At 62.4% G+C, this 14,380-nt stretch carries 11 protein-coding genes; 10 read left to right on the forward strand and 1 reads right to left on the reverse strand.

Annotated features, from left to right (window positions below; all coding sequences use genetic code 11):
• The first annotated feature begins 5 nt into the window (after window positions 1-5).
• A complete protein-coding gene (locus tag G9X64_RS33295) occupies window positions 6-734 on the forward strand; it encodes an SIS domain-containing protein (protein ID WP_168314879.1) in 729 nt (242 codons plus the stop codon).
• A gap of 62 nt (window positions 735-796) precedes the next feature.
• Here G9X64_RS33295 and efp read toward each other — a convergent pair whose 3' ends face one another.
• Window positions 797-1,366: an elongation factor P gene (efp, locus tag G9X64_RS33300; RefSeq protein ID WP_168309137.1), complete on the reverse strand. Its 570-nt coding sequence runs from the start codon at window positions 1,364-1,366 to the stop codon at window positions 797-799.
• 147 nt (window positions 1,367-1,513) lie between these two features.
• On the opposite strand from efp, the gene epmA reads away from it, so the two are divergent.
• From epmA to G9X64_RS33345, 9 genes are all read left to right on the forward strand, one after another.
• Window positions 1,514-2,575, forward strand: a complete 1,062-nt coding sequence (gene epmA / locus G9X64_RS33305; protein ID WP_168309136.1) for an EF-P lysine aminoacylase EpmA — start codon at window positions 1,514-1,516, stop codon at window positions 2,573-2,575.
• Window positions 2,572-3,624: a lysine-2,3-aminomutase-like protein gene (locus tag G9X64_RS33310; protein ID WP_171378254.1), complete on the forward strand. Its 1,053-nt coding sequence runs from the start codon at window positions 2,572-2,574 to the stop codon at window positions 3,622-3,624. The genes epmA and G9X64_RS33310 overlap by 4 nt, the downstream gene beginning before the upstream one ends.
• 264 nt (window positions 3,625-3,888) lie before the next feature.
• Window positions 3,889-4,140, forward strand: coding sequence for an acyl carrier protein (locus G9X64_RS33315; RefSeq protein ID WP_017962508.1), 252 nt, complete (start codon window positions 3,889-3,891; stop codon window positions 4,138-4,140).
• Window positions 4,140-5,321, forward strand: coding sequence for an acyl-CoA dehydrogenase family protein (locus G9X64_RS33320; protein WP_168314876.1), 1,182 nt, complete (start codon window positions 4,140-4,142; stop codon window positions 5,319-5,321). The genes G9X64_RS33315 and G9X64_RS33320 overlap by 1 nt, the downstream gene beginning before the upstream one ends.
• Window positions 5,322-5,326: 5 nt before the next feature.
• On the forward strand, window positions 5,327-6,235 hold the full coding sequence (locus G9X64_RS33325; protein WP_168309133.1) for an amino acid--[acyl-carrier-protein] ligase: 909 nt from the start codon (window positions 5,327-5,329) through the stop codon (window positions 6,233-6,235).
• Window positions 6,226-7,206 (forward strand): DUF1839 family protein, encoded by a 981-nt coding sequence (locus G9X64_RS33330; RefSeq protein WP_171378301.1) that lies wholly within the window; start codon window positions 6,226-6,228, stop codon window positions 7,204-7,206. Before G9X64_RS33325 ends, G9X64_RS33330 begins: the two co-directional genes overlap by 10 nt.
• Window positions 7,207-7,222: 16 nt before the next feature.
• Window positions 7,223-9,697 carry a glycoside hydrolase family 2 protein gene (locus G9X64_RS33335; protein WP_171378255.1) on the forward strand — a complete coding sequence of 825 codons (2,475 nt, stop codon included), beginning with the start codon at window positions 7,223-7,225 and terminating at the stop codon, window positions 9,695-9,697.
• Window positions 9,698-9,807: 110 nt separating this feature from the next.
• Window positions 9,808-10,986, forward strand: a complete 1,179-nt coding sequence (locus tag G9X64_RS33340; RefSeq protein WP_171378256.1) for a glycosyltransferase family 4 protein — start codon at window positions 9,808-9,810, stop codon at window positions 10,984-10,986.
• A gap of 82 nt (window positions 10,987-11,068) precedes the next feature.
• Window positions 11,069-14,380 carry an oligosaccharide flippase family protein gene (locus G9X64_RS33345; protein WP_171378257.1) on the forward strand — a complete coding sequence of 1,104 codons (3,312 nt, stop codon included), beginning with the start codon at window positions 11,069-11,071 and terminating at the stop codon, window positions 14,378-14,380.

Here is a 14,380-nt window from a genome sequence, read left to right on the forward strand (position 1 = left end):
GCCGGATGACCGACATTACCGATGCCTATTTCTCCAATCTGATTGGCCGGCTGGAGGAACTGAAGCAGACGCTTGCCCAGCCGATGGCGCAGGCAGCAGCCGTCATCCTCGATGCCGCCCGCGGCGACAAGCGCGTCTATGTCTTCGGCACCGGCCATTCGCATATGCTGGCGGAAGAGGTGCACTATCGTGCCGGCGGGCTCGCCTTCACCGTGCCGGTGCTCGTCGGCTCGGCGATGCTGCACGAGGGTGCGGTCATCAGTTCGGTCTATGAGCGCACGCAAGGCCTGGTGCGGCCGATGCTGGAGCGCTACGGCATGCAGCCGGGCGATGTCATCATCATCGCCTCCAATTCCGGCGTGAACGCCGCGCCGATCGAGGCCGCCGACTATGCGCGCGAAATCGGCGCAAAGGTGATTGCCATCACGTCGATCGCCTATTCCTCAGCGATCGCCAATGGCCGCCGGCGGCTCGCCGACGTGGCCGATGTAGTGCTCGACAACGGGCTGCCACCGGGTGACGCCGTTGTCGATCTCGAAGGCACGGGGCTTCGGGTTGGGCCAGTCTCGACGGCGGTCGGGGTGACCGTGATCAATGCGATCTTCGCCGAAGTCGCCTCGGAGCTTTCGAAATCCGGCGATGCACCGGTCTATCTCAGCGCCAACATGCCGGGTGCCGCCGAGATCAACCAGAAGCTCGTGCGGAAATACCGGCCGCGCAACCCGCATCTTTGAAGGTGGCGGACACAAAAAAAGGCCGGGATGAGCCGGCCTCTTCGATAGGCTGAAACCAGGGATCAATCCTTGGCGCGTTCGACGTAGGAATTGTCTTCCGTGGCGATGACGACGCGGGTGCCGGCATTGATGTGCGGCGGCACCATGGTGCGCACGCCGTTTGACAACATGGCCGGCTTGTAGGAGGACGATGCCGTCTGGCCCTTGACGACCGGTTCCGTCTCGGTGATTTCGAGCGTGACATGGCGCGGCATCTGGATCGCCAGCGCAATGCCTTCATGCATTGACAGAACGCAGGTCATGCCTTCCTGCAGATAAGCCTTGTCGTCCCCCATCGTGTCGACATCGACGACGACCTGATCGTAGTTTTCAGGGTTCATGAAGTGAAAGCCTTCGCCGTCCTCGTAGAGGAATTGATGGTTCACGTCCTCGACGAAGGCGCGCTCGACTTGTTCGGTGGTGCGCCAACGCTCGGAAACCTTCACGCCGTCGACGATGCGACGCATGTCGACCTGTGTGACCGGCGTGCCCTTGCCCGGATGAAAGTTCTGGGCGGTGAGAACGACGTAGAGCTTGCCGTCGACATCGAGAACGTTGCCCTTGCGGACCGAAGAGGCGATGACCTTGACCATAAGACTTCCTTGTAACTCGGCTTTCGGCGTCGTAGATGACTGTCGAGACGCCCGAAGACGCAAATGTTTTTCTTTGGGGCGCAACTAACCTAAAATCCGGGAAATAGCCACCCCCCATACCGGCTTCTCCGGCGAAGAAAGCTTGGAATGAACTCTTCGGCGAAAGCATCCCCCTGGTGGACCCCGTCCGTGCATGCCGACCGCCGCCCGTTCCTGATCGGGCGCAATGCGATCCAGGCGGCGTTGCGGGGGTTTTTCGCGCGCGAGGATTTTATCGAGGTGGATACGGCGGTGCTGCAGATCTCTCCCGGCAATGAGGCGCATCTGCATGCCTTCGCCACCGAAGCAATGACGACGGATGGGCGAAAGGCGCCGTTTTACCTGCACACCTCGCCGGAGTTTGCCTGCAAGAAGCTGCTTGCGGCGGGCGAGGAGCGCATCTCGTGTTTTGCCCATGTCTATCGCAACCGCGAGCGCGGGCCGCTGCATCATCCTGAGTTCACCATGCTCGAATGGTATCGGGCCGGCGAAAGCTACGAGAGCCTGATGATGGATTGCGTGCGGCTTCTGGCGCTTGCGACTGAGACGGCAAAGACCGGCAAGCTTGTCTATCGCGGCGCCGAGAGCGATCCCTTCGCCGGGCCGGAGCGGATCAGTGTTGCCGAAGCGTTCGAGCGTCATGCCGGCATCGATCTTCTCGCCTCCGTGGCCGCCGACGGTTCGACTGACCGCGGCCATCTGGCGGCCGAGACGAAGCGCGTCGGCATGCGTGTTGCCGATGACGACGGCTGGGCCGATCTCTTCAGCCGGGTGCTTGTGGAAAAGATCGAGCCGCGTCTCGGTTTCGGCAGCATCACCATCCTCGACGAATATCCGATCTCGGAGGCAGCCCTTGCGCGTCCCTCGGCACGCGACCCGAGGGTTGCCGAGCGTTTCGAACTCTATGCCTGCGGCGTCGAGCTTGCGAACGGCTTCGGCGAGCTCACCAATGCTGCCGAACAGCGGCGGCGGTTCGAGATCGAGATGGCCGAGAAGGCGCGGGTCTACGGCGAGACCTATCCGATCGACGAGGATTTCCTCGCTGCGCTGCCGCTGATGCCTGATGCAAGCGGCGTCGCGCTCGGCTTCGACCGGCTGGTGATGCTGGCGACGGGCGCATCGCGTATCGATCAGGTGCTCTGGGCGCCGGTTGCGGAGTACGGAAGATGAATGCCGTCAAGCCGATCAAGAGTGTCGACGACCTAGTGAAGGCGGGGCTTGCCGCGCCGGCCGACCGCGCGGCGCTCGAGGCGGTTGCCGCACGTTACGCGATTGCCCTGACGCCTGTCGTCACCAGGCTGATCGATCGAGCCGATCCTGACGATCCGATCGCACGGCAATTCGTGCCCGATGCAGCTGAACTCACGATCGCCCCGGAAGAACGCGCCGATCCGATCGGCGATCATTCCCACAGCCCTGTCGAAGGAATCGTTCACCGCTATCCCGATCGTGTCTTGCTCAAGGCCGTGCATGTCTGCCCGGTCTATTGCCGCTTCTGCTTCCGACGCGAAATGGTGGGGCCGCAGGGCCTCGGCACGCTCGATGCCGCGGCGATGCAGGCCGCTTTCGATTATATCAGCGGTCACGAGGAGATCTGGGAGGTCATCCTCACCGGCGGCGATCCGCTGGTGCTTTCCTCGCGCCGGCTCGGCGAGATCATGGAGGCGCTTGCCGGCATCGCGCATGTGAAGATCGTGCGGTTCCACACACGTGTTCCGGTCGTCGATCCCGAGAAGATCGATGCGGCGCTGATCGACGCGCTGAGGGCCAGCGGCAAGACAGTGTATGTGGCGCTGCACGCCAACCATGTCAGCGAACTGACGCCGGAAGCGCGGGCTGCCTGCGGCCGCCTCGTCGATGCCGGCATCGCCATGGTCAGCCAGTCGGTGCTGCTCAAGGGTGTCAACGACGATCCCGACGTGCTGGCGAAGCTGATGAAGGCCTTCGTCGAAATCCGCGTCAAACCCTATTACCTCCATCATCCGGATCTGGCGCCCGGCACCAGTCATTTCAGAGTGACGATCGAGGAGGGTCAGGAGATCGTCGCGGCGCTGCGCGGCCGGATTTCCGGTCTCTGCCAGCCGGCCTACATCCTCGATATCCCAGGCGGTCACGGCAAGGCCGTCATCAGTGGAAGCGCGATCCGAGCGACCGGCGACGGATGTTATTCCGTCACCGATTATCGCGGCGGCGAGCATTCCTATCCCCCGGCCGATTGAGACATAACGCGGCGTTTTGCGTGTCATTTCTGTACTCGCCACGCCACAAACCAGACTGTGTCGCAGTATCGAAATTACCTTAAGTCATTGATTTAACGTGGTTGTTTACGACGGTGCGGGAATGATCGCTAAAATCCTAACTATGAGCCTCAGTCATATTTAACTCAATAAATTAGCGGAATGTTCTGTTTTCCGCACTAAAAGAACGCTCATGACAAGGCGATGAACGCCGGTTCGGGATCATGGGAATCTTGGAGTGATGGGATGAATAAGGCAATCCGCGACCTCGTAGCCAAATTCGGCAAGCTTCCTGGGTCGATCGACCAGGTCGCCGACGACGCCGATCTTTATGCGGCAGGTTTGACGTCCTTTGCTTCCGTGCAGTTGATGCTCGGCCTCGAAGAGGCCTTCGACATCGAATTTCCCGACAATCTCCTGAACCGCAAGTCCTTCGCGAGCATCTCGGCCATCGCCAGGACCGTCGATCTCATCCGGGACGGCCGGAAGGTCGCCTGATGAATTTCCCCGTCAAGATCATGCAGGACGGTCTTGTCACAAGGGTGGCCCGTGTCGCCGAAATTGCGGCGAAACACGCGGATACCGTTGATGCCGAGGCCCGTTTCCCTCGGGAAGCCGTCGATGCGATGAAGGCCGAAAGGCTGCTCGGCATCCAGGTGCCGCGCCATCTCGGCGGCGAATCCGCCTCGATCACCGAGATCGCCGAATTGTGCTCGATGCTCGGCCAGGCCTGCGCCGCAAGCGCCATGGTCTTCGCCATGCACCACATCAAGCTGTCGAGCCTCGTTGAACATGGCGCCGACAGCGAATGGCATCGAGGTTTCATGCGCCGCATCGCCGCCGAGCAGTTGCTGATCGCATCGGCCACCACAGAAGGCGGTATCGGCGGAAACCTGCGCAACAGCATCTGCGCGGTCGAGGTCGATGGCGACACGTGCCGCCTCGAAAAGGATGCGACCGTCATTTCCTACGGCTCGCACGCCGACGCCATCCTTATCACCTCGCGTGCCCACGCGCAGGCGGCTTCCTCCGATCAGGTGCTGACGGCCTTCCTCAACGACCAGTACACGCTCGAGAAAACGCATGTCTGGAATACGCTCGGCATGCGCGGCACCTGCTCCGACGGCTTCCTGTTCAAGGGCGAAGCGCCGGCTTGCCAGATCCTGCCGAAGCCTTTCGCTGAGATCGCGGCGCAGTCCATGCTTGCCTCCTCGCACCTCTTGTGGAGCGGCGTCTGGTACGGCATCGCCGTCGACGCCGTTGTGCGGGCTCAGGCTTTCGTGCGCGCCGCAGCCCGCAAGGCGCCGGATGCCCAGCCGCCGGGCGCGCTACGCCTCGCCGAGGTTTCGAACCTGCTGCAGATGGTGAAATCCAACGTGGTTGCCGGCCTCAAGGCCTATGAGGATGCCAAGGCCGATGCCGACAGGCTATCTTCGATGGGATTCGCGGTGGCGATGAATAATGTCAAGATCGCCTCGTCCGAGACGATCCTGGAGATCGTCAACCATGCCATGCTGATCTGCGGCATCATGGGCTACAAGAACGGCACGCCCTTCAGCCTCGGACGCCATCTGCGCGACGCGCATTCCGCACAGCTCATGATTTCGAATGACCGCATCCTCGGCAACACGTCGAGCATGCTTCTTGTCCATAAGCAGGACACTAGCCTACTGGGGTGACAGTCATGGATATGCAGACCTCGTTTCTGGACCGGCTTTTCGAATCCGGTCTGCTGATCGATACCGGCATCGACGGGCTCTACGGCCGCAGCGGCCAGTTCGAAGATGTGATCGCTGCCTTCGAGCGCCTGATCGACGTGTTCGGCGGCGCCGATGGTGCCGAAGCCATGCGCTTTCCGCCCGGCATGAACCGCGCCTTCTTCGAGAAGAGCGGCTATATGAAGAGCTTTCCGCAGCTCGCCGGCACGGTGCACAGCTTCTGTGGCAGCGAGCTCGATCATGTCAGCCTGCTGCAATGCATGGAAGTCGGCGAAGACTGGACCAAGGGACAGGAGGCGACCGACATCGTGCTGACGCCGGCGGCCTGCTATCCGCTCTATCCGACGATCGCCAAGCGCGGCAACCTGCCGAAGACGGGCGGCCTCTTCGACCTGCAATCCTATTGCTTCCGCCATGAGCCGTCGAAAGATCCGGCCCGCCAGCAGCTGTTCCGCATGCGTGAATATGTCTGCATGGGCACCGAACAGCACGTCACCGATTTCCGCCAGCGCTGGATGGATCGCGGTGTCGAGATGATGAAGGCGGTCGGCCTCGAGGTGACGATCGACGTTGCCAATGATCCGTTCTTCGGCCGCGCCGGCAAGATGCTCGCCAATAATCAGCGCGACCAGAACCTGAAGTTCGAGCTTCTGATCCCGATCACCTCGGCCGCCAATCCGACGGCCTGCATGAGCTTCAACTACCATCAGGATGCCTTCGGCACGAAGTGGGGTCTCAATCTCGAGGACGGCAGCGTCGCGCACACCGCCTGCGTCGGCTTCGGACTGGAGCGCATCGCCCTTGCCCTCTTCCATCATCACGGACTCGATGTGAAGCAATGGCCGTCCAGCGTACGGAAAGCGCTGTGGGGCTGAGCAAATCGATGACATCGGTCTTTTCGGGAATCGACCCGGAAACCTACCGGCCGCATGCGCTGCATTCCGGTGAGCGCGCCTGGCCGGAAACCAATTGCTATGTCGATCTCTGGATCGAGGTACTGTCGACATCAGGCGTTGCGCCGGAGGCAATGCTTGGTTTTACCCTGACGCAGGATTTCGAGGGCGACCAGTTCACCTTCTTCAAAGTGCCGCTTGAGGATCTCGAAGCCCTCTACGGCATTCGTGCGACCGAGCTTGCCATCTACGACCGCGTCGAACGCCATGTCGAGGTTCAGATCGCTCGCGCCCGTCTCTGCCTGATCGAAATGGATTCCTTCTACATGCCGGATACGCGCGGCACCGCCTACCGGCAGGAGCATGGCAAGACGACGGTTGCGATCAATCGGCTGGATGTTGCGGCCAAGCGCGTCGATTATTTCCACAATGCCGGTTATTTCCGTCTCGAAGGCGAGGATTTCGACGGACTGTTCCAGCTGCATCTGACGGAAAACGACCCGCCGTTCCTGCCCTATACGGAATTTGCACGATTCCCGGAAAGGCCGGCAGACGAAGCGCATCTGCGCGCGACCGCGCGGCGGCTTGCCGGTTTTCATTTTGCCCGGCGTCCCCGCGAAAACCCGATCCGCGCCTTTGCAAGCGTCTTTCCGCAACAGGTCGAAGCGGTGGCGGAACAGCCGTTCGGCTTCTTCCACAAATACGCCTTCAACACGCTTCGCCAGGTCGGCGCCAATTTCGAGCTGGCGGCCGATCATCTCACCTGGCTTTCCCCTGGTGAATTCGCGGCTGCCGCAGAGCATGCCGGGCGCATTTCGGAGGTGGCGAAGTCGGTGCAGTTCCAGCTTGCCCGCGCCGTCACCCGCAGGAAATTCGAGCCGTTGCAGGCAGCACTTGATCCGGCCGCCGATGCATGGGATTCCATGATGGCGTCGCTTGCGGGGCGAATCTGAGGCCGGAGATCTGACCATGCGGGGGCGTTTGGCGAGCATCGGTGCCGAGGAAAGTCTACTTTCCGAAGGCTGGAACCTGATCCTGGCGGAGCCGGGCGCCTGCGCCGTGCCGCACGACATCCCGCTGTCGGCGCAGTTCATTCCAGCACCCGTTCCCGGCACCGTCGCCGCAGCCCTCGAAAAAGCCGGGCTCTTCGACCGTGAAAATCCCGATCCGCTGAACACGCGGGATGCCTGGTATCTCTGCCGGCTTTTCGATGCCGAGCCCGGCGACGCGATCCTGCGTTTCGAAGGGCTGGCGACTCTCTGCCATGTCTTCCTGAACGGCCAGGAAATCCTGTTTTCCGAGAGCATGTTCACGGCGCACGAGATTCCGGTGACGCTGTCGGGCGGCGACGAACTGGCACTGTGCTTCCGGGCGCTCGGCCCCCGTCTGTCCGAGCCGGGACCGCGCGCACGCTGGCGGCCGCAGATGATCACGCCGGCGGGCTTGAAGAATTTCCGCACGACGCTGCTCGGCCATATGCCGGGCTGGTGCCCCGATATCCATGCCGTCGGCCCATGGCGGCCGATTTCGATGGTGCGGCGTCATCCCGTCTCGATCGACAATGTCTCCATACGCGCCGTTTTGGAGGAGAGTGGCGTCGGTCGCCTCAGCGTTTCCCTGCATAGCAATGCCGAGGATCCGGCAATGCTGCTGCGCTGCGGCGGGATGGAGCAGCCCTTCGAGAAGGTCGGCGACAGTCATTACTCGGCTATCCTCAAGCTTTCCGACATCGAGGCCTGGTGGCCGCATACGCATGGCGCTCCGCGTCTCTATGAGCTGACGCTGGTTTCCGACGGCGTGGAATATCCGCTCGGCAGGACCGGCTTCCGGCGCATCGACGTCGACCGCGGTGCCGATGGCGATGACTTCGCGCTCCTCGTCAACGGCGAACGCATCTTCTGCCGGGGCGCGGTGTGGACGACGGCCGATATCGTGCGATTGCCGGGCGGGCGGGCGGATTATGAGCCGTTCCTGCGGCTTGCCGCTGCAGCCGGCATGAACATGATCCGCATCGGCGGCACCATGGCCTACGAAACGCCTGATTTCTTCGCGCTCTGTGACGAGCTCGGTCTGCTCGTCTGGCAGGATTTCATGTTCGCCAATTTCGATTATCCGCGCAACGACAAGGCTTTTCTCGGTCACGTGCATGCAGAGGTCGAGGAGTTCCTGCACGGTTTGCAGGCGGCGCCTTCCCTCGCGGTGCTTTGCGGTGGCAGCGAAATCCACCAGCAGGCGGCAATGCTCGGTCTGCCGGCGGAATTCTGGAGCGGGCCGGTCACCGATGAAATCATCCCGGCGGTCGTCGCGCGCATGCGTCCCGACGTGCCCTACGTGCCGAACTCGCCATATGGCGGAGCGATGCCCTTTTCGCCCAATGCCGGTATTGCGCATTATTACGGTGTCGGCGCCTATATGCGGCCGATTGCAGATGCGCGCCGCGCCGATGTGCGTTTTGCCTCGGAAAGCCTCGCATTCGCGCATGTGCCGCAGCAAAGGACGCTGGTGCGTCATCTCGATGTGCCCGCCGTCCACAGCCCGCTGTGGAAGGCTCGCGTGCCCCGCGACCGCAGCGCATCGTGGGATTTCGAGGATGTTCGCGATTTCTACCTGCAGCTTCTTTACGGTTTCGATCCGGCTGAGCTGCGCCGCGAAGAGCCGGAACGCTATCTCGATCTCTCCCGCGCTGCGACCTGCGAGGTGATCGAGGAGACTTTTGCCGAATGGCGGCGCAAGGGCTCCGCCTGCAACGGCGCGCTCGTCTGGACGCTGCAGGACCTGCTGCCAGGCCCCGGCTGGGGGGTGATCGATTCCACCGGAGAGCCGAAGCCGGTCTGGTATGCGATGCGCCGTGCATTCCGGCCGGTGCAGGTGGTCTTCACCGACGAGGGAACGAACGGTCTCGATGTGCATATCGTCAACGAGACGGATGCCGCGCTCGATGTCGAGCTCGAGGTCGTCTGTCTGCGCGGCGGAAAACAGCAGGTCGTCAGCGGCAGCAGGGCCTTCAAGCTGGCGGCAAGAGACACGGAGCGCCTTGCCTGTACCGCGCTGTTCGGCGCCTTCTTCGACACGACCTATGCTTTTCGTTTCGGGCCGCCGGCGCATGATGCCAGTGTAGCGCGCCTGCGCTCGCTGGCGGACGGCGCCCTTCTCGCCGAGAGCTTCCACTTCCCGTGCGGACGGGGGAAGGCGCTGCATGATGCAGGTATCGAAGCATCATTCATCAGAGACGGCGACGACTGGTTCGTCGATCTCAGGACCGACCGGCTGGCACAATCGGTGCATATCGACGTCGAAGGCTATCGGGCCGACGACGACTGGTTCCACCTTGCCCCGGGCGCGATGCGGCGCGTGTTGCTCCACGCGCTGTCCGGCGTGGAAAGCGATATTCCGCCTGCGGGCGAGATCAGAAGTCTAGGCAGTTCGCATCGCGTCGCGTTCTAGAAAAGAGAGAGCATGCTGTCGTCCGAAAACCGCCCACACTTTTCGGCATCATGCTCTGGGGCTGACGCCGCTGCGAACGATGATGCCGATCCATTGGGAAAGACCGTGATTTGAGAACGATATACCGCTTTCTGCGCGCCCATGTTCTGCAGCGGCTGATCCCGCGGTCGCGTCTTGCCTTCAATTCGCGCAGGCCGGTGGAAATAGTCGGCTATCTCTCGATGGCGGTCGGCGTCGGCGAATCGGCAAGGCTCTGTGCCGGCGCATTGGCGGAAGCTGGGCGGGCGATTTCGCTCTCCGACGTCAGCACGCATCCTGACGAGAATTCCTTCGCCGGATGGATGCCGTCGCATCTCTCCACCGAACCCGCCGGGAGCCGGATCTGGCATCTCAATCCGCCGATGCTGCCGCGCGCCATCCTGAAGAAAGGCGTTGCCAATTTCAACCGCGCCTTCAACATCGGTTATTTCGCCTGGGAGCTCGAAGTCGTGCCGACCGAGTGGCGCAATGCGATGCATTACATGAATGCCGTCTTTGTGCCGTCGGAATTCACCAGGCGGGCGATTGCGCCCCTCACTGCGGCACCGGTCATCGTCGTTCCGCATCCTGTCACCGAGAAGCCGGCGACGGAAGGCATGCGCCAGAAATTCGGCATCGAGGAAGACGCCTTTCTCGTCAGCTTCATTTTCAGCGCCGGCTCCTCGATCAACCGGAAGAATCCGCGGGCCGTCATCGAGGCCTTCAGGATATTCGCCGCCGAATGCCCCAGCGCCTTCCTATTGATGAAGGCCAGCGGCGATATCAACAAGGATGAGGGCCTGCGCGAACTGGTCGCTTCGGTCGCTGGCAACGCCCGGATCAGGATCGTCACCGACAGGCTGTCGGACTCCGACATCAACGGCCTCATCCGCTGCTCAGACGCCTATCTTTCGCTGCATCGTTCCGAGGGTTTCGGGCTGACGGTGGCCGAGGCGATCATGCAGCGTACGCCCGTTGTTTCCACTGCGTGGTCTGGCACGGTCGATTTCTGCGATCCCGACAATAGCTGGCTGGTCGCCTCTCCCCTCATTGCGGTGGTCGATACCCATCCGGAGTTTGCCGGGCTCGAGGGCGCGGTCTGGGCCGATCCCTCTCCAGAAGCAGCCGCCGCGCACCTGCAAGATATCTTCCGCACACCCGAGCGTGCACGAGAGAAGGCCGAGAAGGCGCGAGAGTTCCTGCTGCGTTACCTCGCGGAAAACAGCTACGAGAAGGCGCTTCAGACGCTGCCGGCGATGCAGGCCAGCTAAGGTGCCACTCCGCTTTATTTTAACATTTTCGCATTAGAGATGGCGGGTATGCGGCGGTAGGCCGATCCTGACGGATGGACAGATGTCGAAGGGTATTATCGCAAACTCGGTGATGAACGCAGCGGCAGGCATGCTGCTGCTTCTGACGGGCTTTGTTTCATCGATCATAACCGCGCGGCTGCTCGGGCCGGAAGCCAACGGCATCGTCGCCTTCTCCCTCTGGCTGGTGGTGACCGGCGCCTCGATCGCCGAGCTTGGCTCCAGCATCACGCTGCTGAAGACGTTGCCGCAACTTTCGGCAGAGGGCTTCGATGCGCGCCGCCGGCGGGGTTTTGCCGCCATCCTCGTCAGCTTCATGATGTTCTCGACCGTCGTGCTGCTGGCGCTCTACGCGCTGTTCTTCCTGACTTCCGAAAAGATGCACTGGGCCGACACCGCGCCATCCGTCGCTCTGGTCACGGGCGTGCTGTTCTTCATCCAGGCAATCGGATCCTTCGTCAAATTCTACCTGATCGGCGAAAAGAAGCTCGGCGCCTTTTTCAAGCTGACGGTCGCCGTCTCGATCGTGCAGCTTGCCGGTGTTGCCGCCGGCGCCGTTTTCTACGGCGTCGAGGGCGTTCTCGTCGGTTATGCGCTCGGCCAGCTCGTGCTGTTCTTCGCCACGCTGCCGATCCTGCTTGCGCGGCGCGACTGGTGCGGGGTCTCGCTGAAATATCTCGCCTCCTCCTCCGTCATCCTGTCGGTCCAGTTCATCATCGATTCGATCTTCCTCAACCGGCTCGAACTGCTCTTCCTGCAGCAATTCTGGTCGGTGGAGATGGTCGGCTATTATGCCGTCGGCCTGTCGATCGCCAATATCGCCCTTCAACTGCCGATCCAGATGACCGGCAGCCTGCTGCCCTATTATTCCGAGCGGCGCCACAACAGCGACGATTCGACCTTGCCGGTCGAGGTCTTTACCGCGGTCACCCGCAGCATGGCCTATATCGTGCTGCCGATGAGCCTCGGGCTTGCCGCGATATCCAGCGAACTGGTGCTGGTCGTGTTCGGCGAAGCGTTCCGCCGCAGCGGAACGGTGGTGGCGCTGCTTGCGCTGGTCGCGCCCGCCTATACTTTCATGCAGATCCTCAGCCTCTACCTGCTGTCGATGGACAGGGCCCGCTTTCGCCTGAACATCAGTGTAATAGGTGGCCTACTGATGGTAGCGGGTTGTTTACTGATCGTACCTAGGCTTGCAGCCGAGGGTGCCGCACTCGTGCGCATCCTCGTATTCGTTGCGATGTCGGTGATGATGATCAGACAGACAGGATTCGGATCCCAGCTTTCGGGTCTCTACGCAAGCTTGACGAAGGTGACGCTCGCCTCCGTGCTGTGTGCTTGCGGAGCGACTTCCGTGTTGGAATTTGTCCAGGGTCCGGCCGGATTGGTCGGCGCGATCATCGCCGGCGCATTCTGCTATTTCGCAGCGCTGCGGGTGCTGCGCGCCGTGCCGGCCGAGGATGTCGAGGTCATGCGCTCCATTCTCGAGAAGATGCCGCCCCTGCTGCGGCGACCGGTCAGCCAGGCGATCAATTTCATCGCGCCGCGGCTTCCCGGCGATCCCGACCGCGCCAAAGTCGCGCCGGGCGAATTCTCGCTGGAGCCGGCCGAGGGTGCGGGGCGCAACGCTGCCCTGCCTGTCGTCTTCGACGGTACAATCGGGCTGTTCATGCCTGAGAATCCGCTCGCGAAGAAACGTTCGGCCGCCGTGCTCTTCGTAAGCCCCTGGGGTTTCGAGGAGATGTGCAGCCGGAAATTCTTCCGCGTGGCGGCCGAGCATTTCTCGGATATCGGCGTGCCGAGCCTGCGTTTCGACTATCGCGGCACCGGCGACGCGCTCGATTTCGGGGCGCTACCGGCAAGGCTGGAAACCTGGGAAAACTCGATCCGTGCGGCCGCCGCCGAGCTGAAATCCCTGAGCGGCTGCGACCGTGTCATCCTCATAGCCCAAGGCCTCGGCGCGACCCTTGCCCATCGCGTCGGTTCCTCGATCGACGGCGTCGACAGCCTCGTCATGCTGGCGCCGGTGCTGAGCGGCAGAGCCTATCTACGCGAACTCAACATGTGGTCCAAGATCATCGATGCCGATCTCGGCCTCGGCAAGGAGCATGTCCAGACCGCCAAGGTGCAGATCGCCGGGCTCGTCATGCCCGAAGAGATCGCTGCCGAGCTCGGCAAGCTCAGCATCGCCTCGCCGCAGGGGATCGCAGCCTCCCGCTATCTGATCCTCGAACGTCCTGCCAAGGCCGAGGATACCGGTTTTGCCGATGCGCTGAGGGCGCTTGGCGCCGATGTGGAGCAGGCGGCCTTCGAAGGCTATGACGAGCTGGCCACCAATCCGCTGTTTGCCAAGACGCCGATGGCTGTCGTCGCACTGCTGACGACGTGGCTGGAAACAACGACGACGGCGACATCCGCCGTCCATTCACCGGCCGCGTTCGACAACCAGCCGCTTGCCGGCGATGGTTTTGCCGAAACGCCGGTGCGTTTCGGAAGCCACAATCATCTGGTCGGCGTCGTCAGTCGGCCGCTCGGCGAGATCAAGGGCAATGCCGTGCTCTTCCTGTCGACGGCCTATGACCGGCATGCCGGTTGGGGACGGACGACGGTTGATATGGCGCGCGAGCTCGCCCGCCAAGGCGTCGTTTCGCTGCGCTTCGACTCCGCCAATGTCGGCGACAGCCCGCCGCGGCCGGATGCGCCGGAACAGGTGCTTTATTCGGATACGCAGACCGCAGATGCTGTCGCCGCGCTCGATCTACTCGAAAACGTCGTCGCCGGTCCCGTCATGGTCGCCGGCCGATGCAGCGGCGGCTATGTCGCCTTCCGCGCCGGCGTCGCCGACGAACGGCTGAAGGCGGTCGTGTCGATCAATCCCTTCGTCTATTACTGGGATCCCGACGTGCCGGTTCGCCGGGAGCATGTCGTCTCGGTCCCGCGTAGCCTTGATGATTACAGCCAGCGCCTGGCGCGACTCGACACGCTGAAGCGGCTGCTGCGCGGCCAGGTCGACGTCGTTGCGGCGCTGCGGAACATCGTCATCGCCGCCGGCCGCCGGCTGTCGCCGTGGATCGCGCCGCTGCTCGAGCTGCTTCCCGACCGGCGCCATATCGCCCGCGAGGTCCGGCACTCATTCGCGCTGTTCGGCAAGCGCAAGGTACCGCTGACGCTGATCTACAGCGAGGCCGATGTCGGGCTCGACCACGTCTATTTCCACTTCGGACCGCGCGGCGCCAGGCTTTCCCGCTATCCGAACGTGCGGCTGCTGATGCTGCCGGATGCCGATCACAATCTGACGCCGCCGCAATCGCGTAAATTCGTGCTCGACGAGATCATCCGTCTGGCGAAAGCATAA

Source organism: Rhizobium sophorae (assembly GCF_013087515.1).
In the GTDB taxonomy this organism is placed as follows: Bacteria; Pseudomonadota; Alphaproteobacteria; order Rhizobiales; family Rhizobiaceae; genus Rhizobium; species Rhizobium sophorae.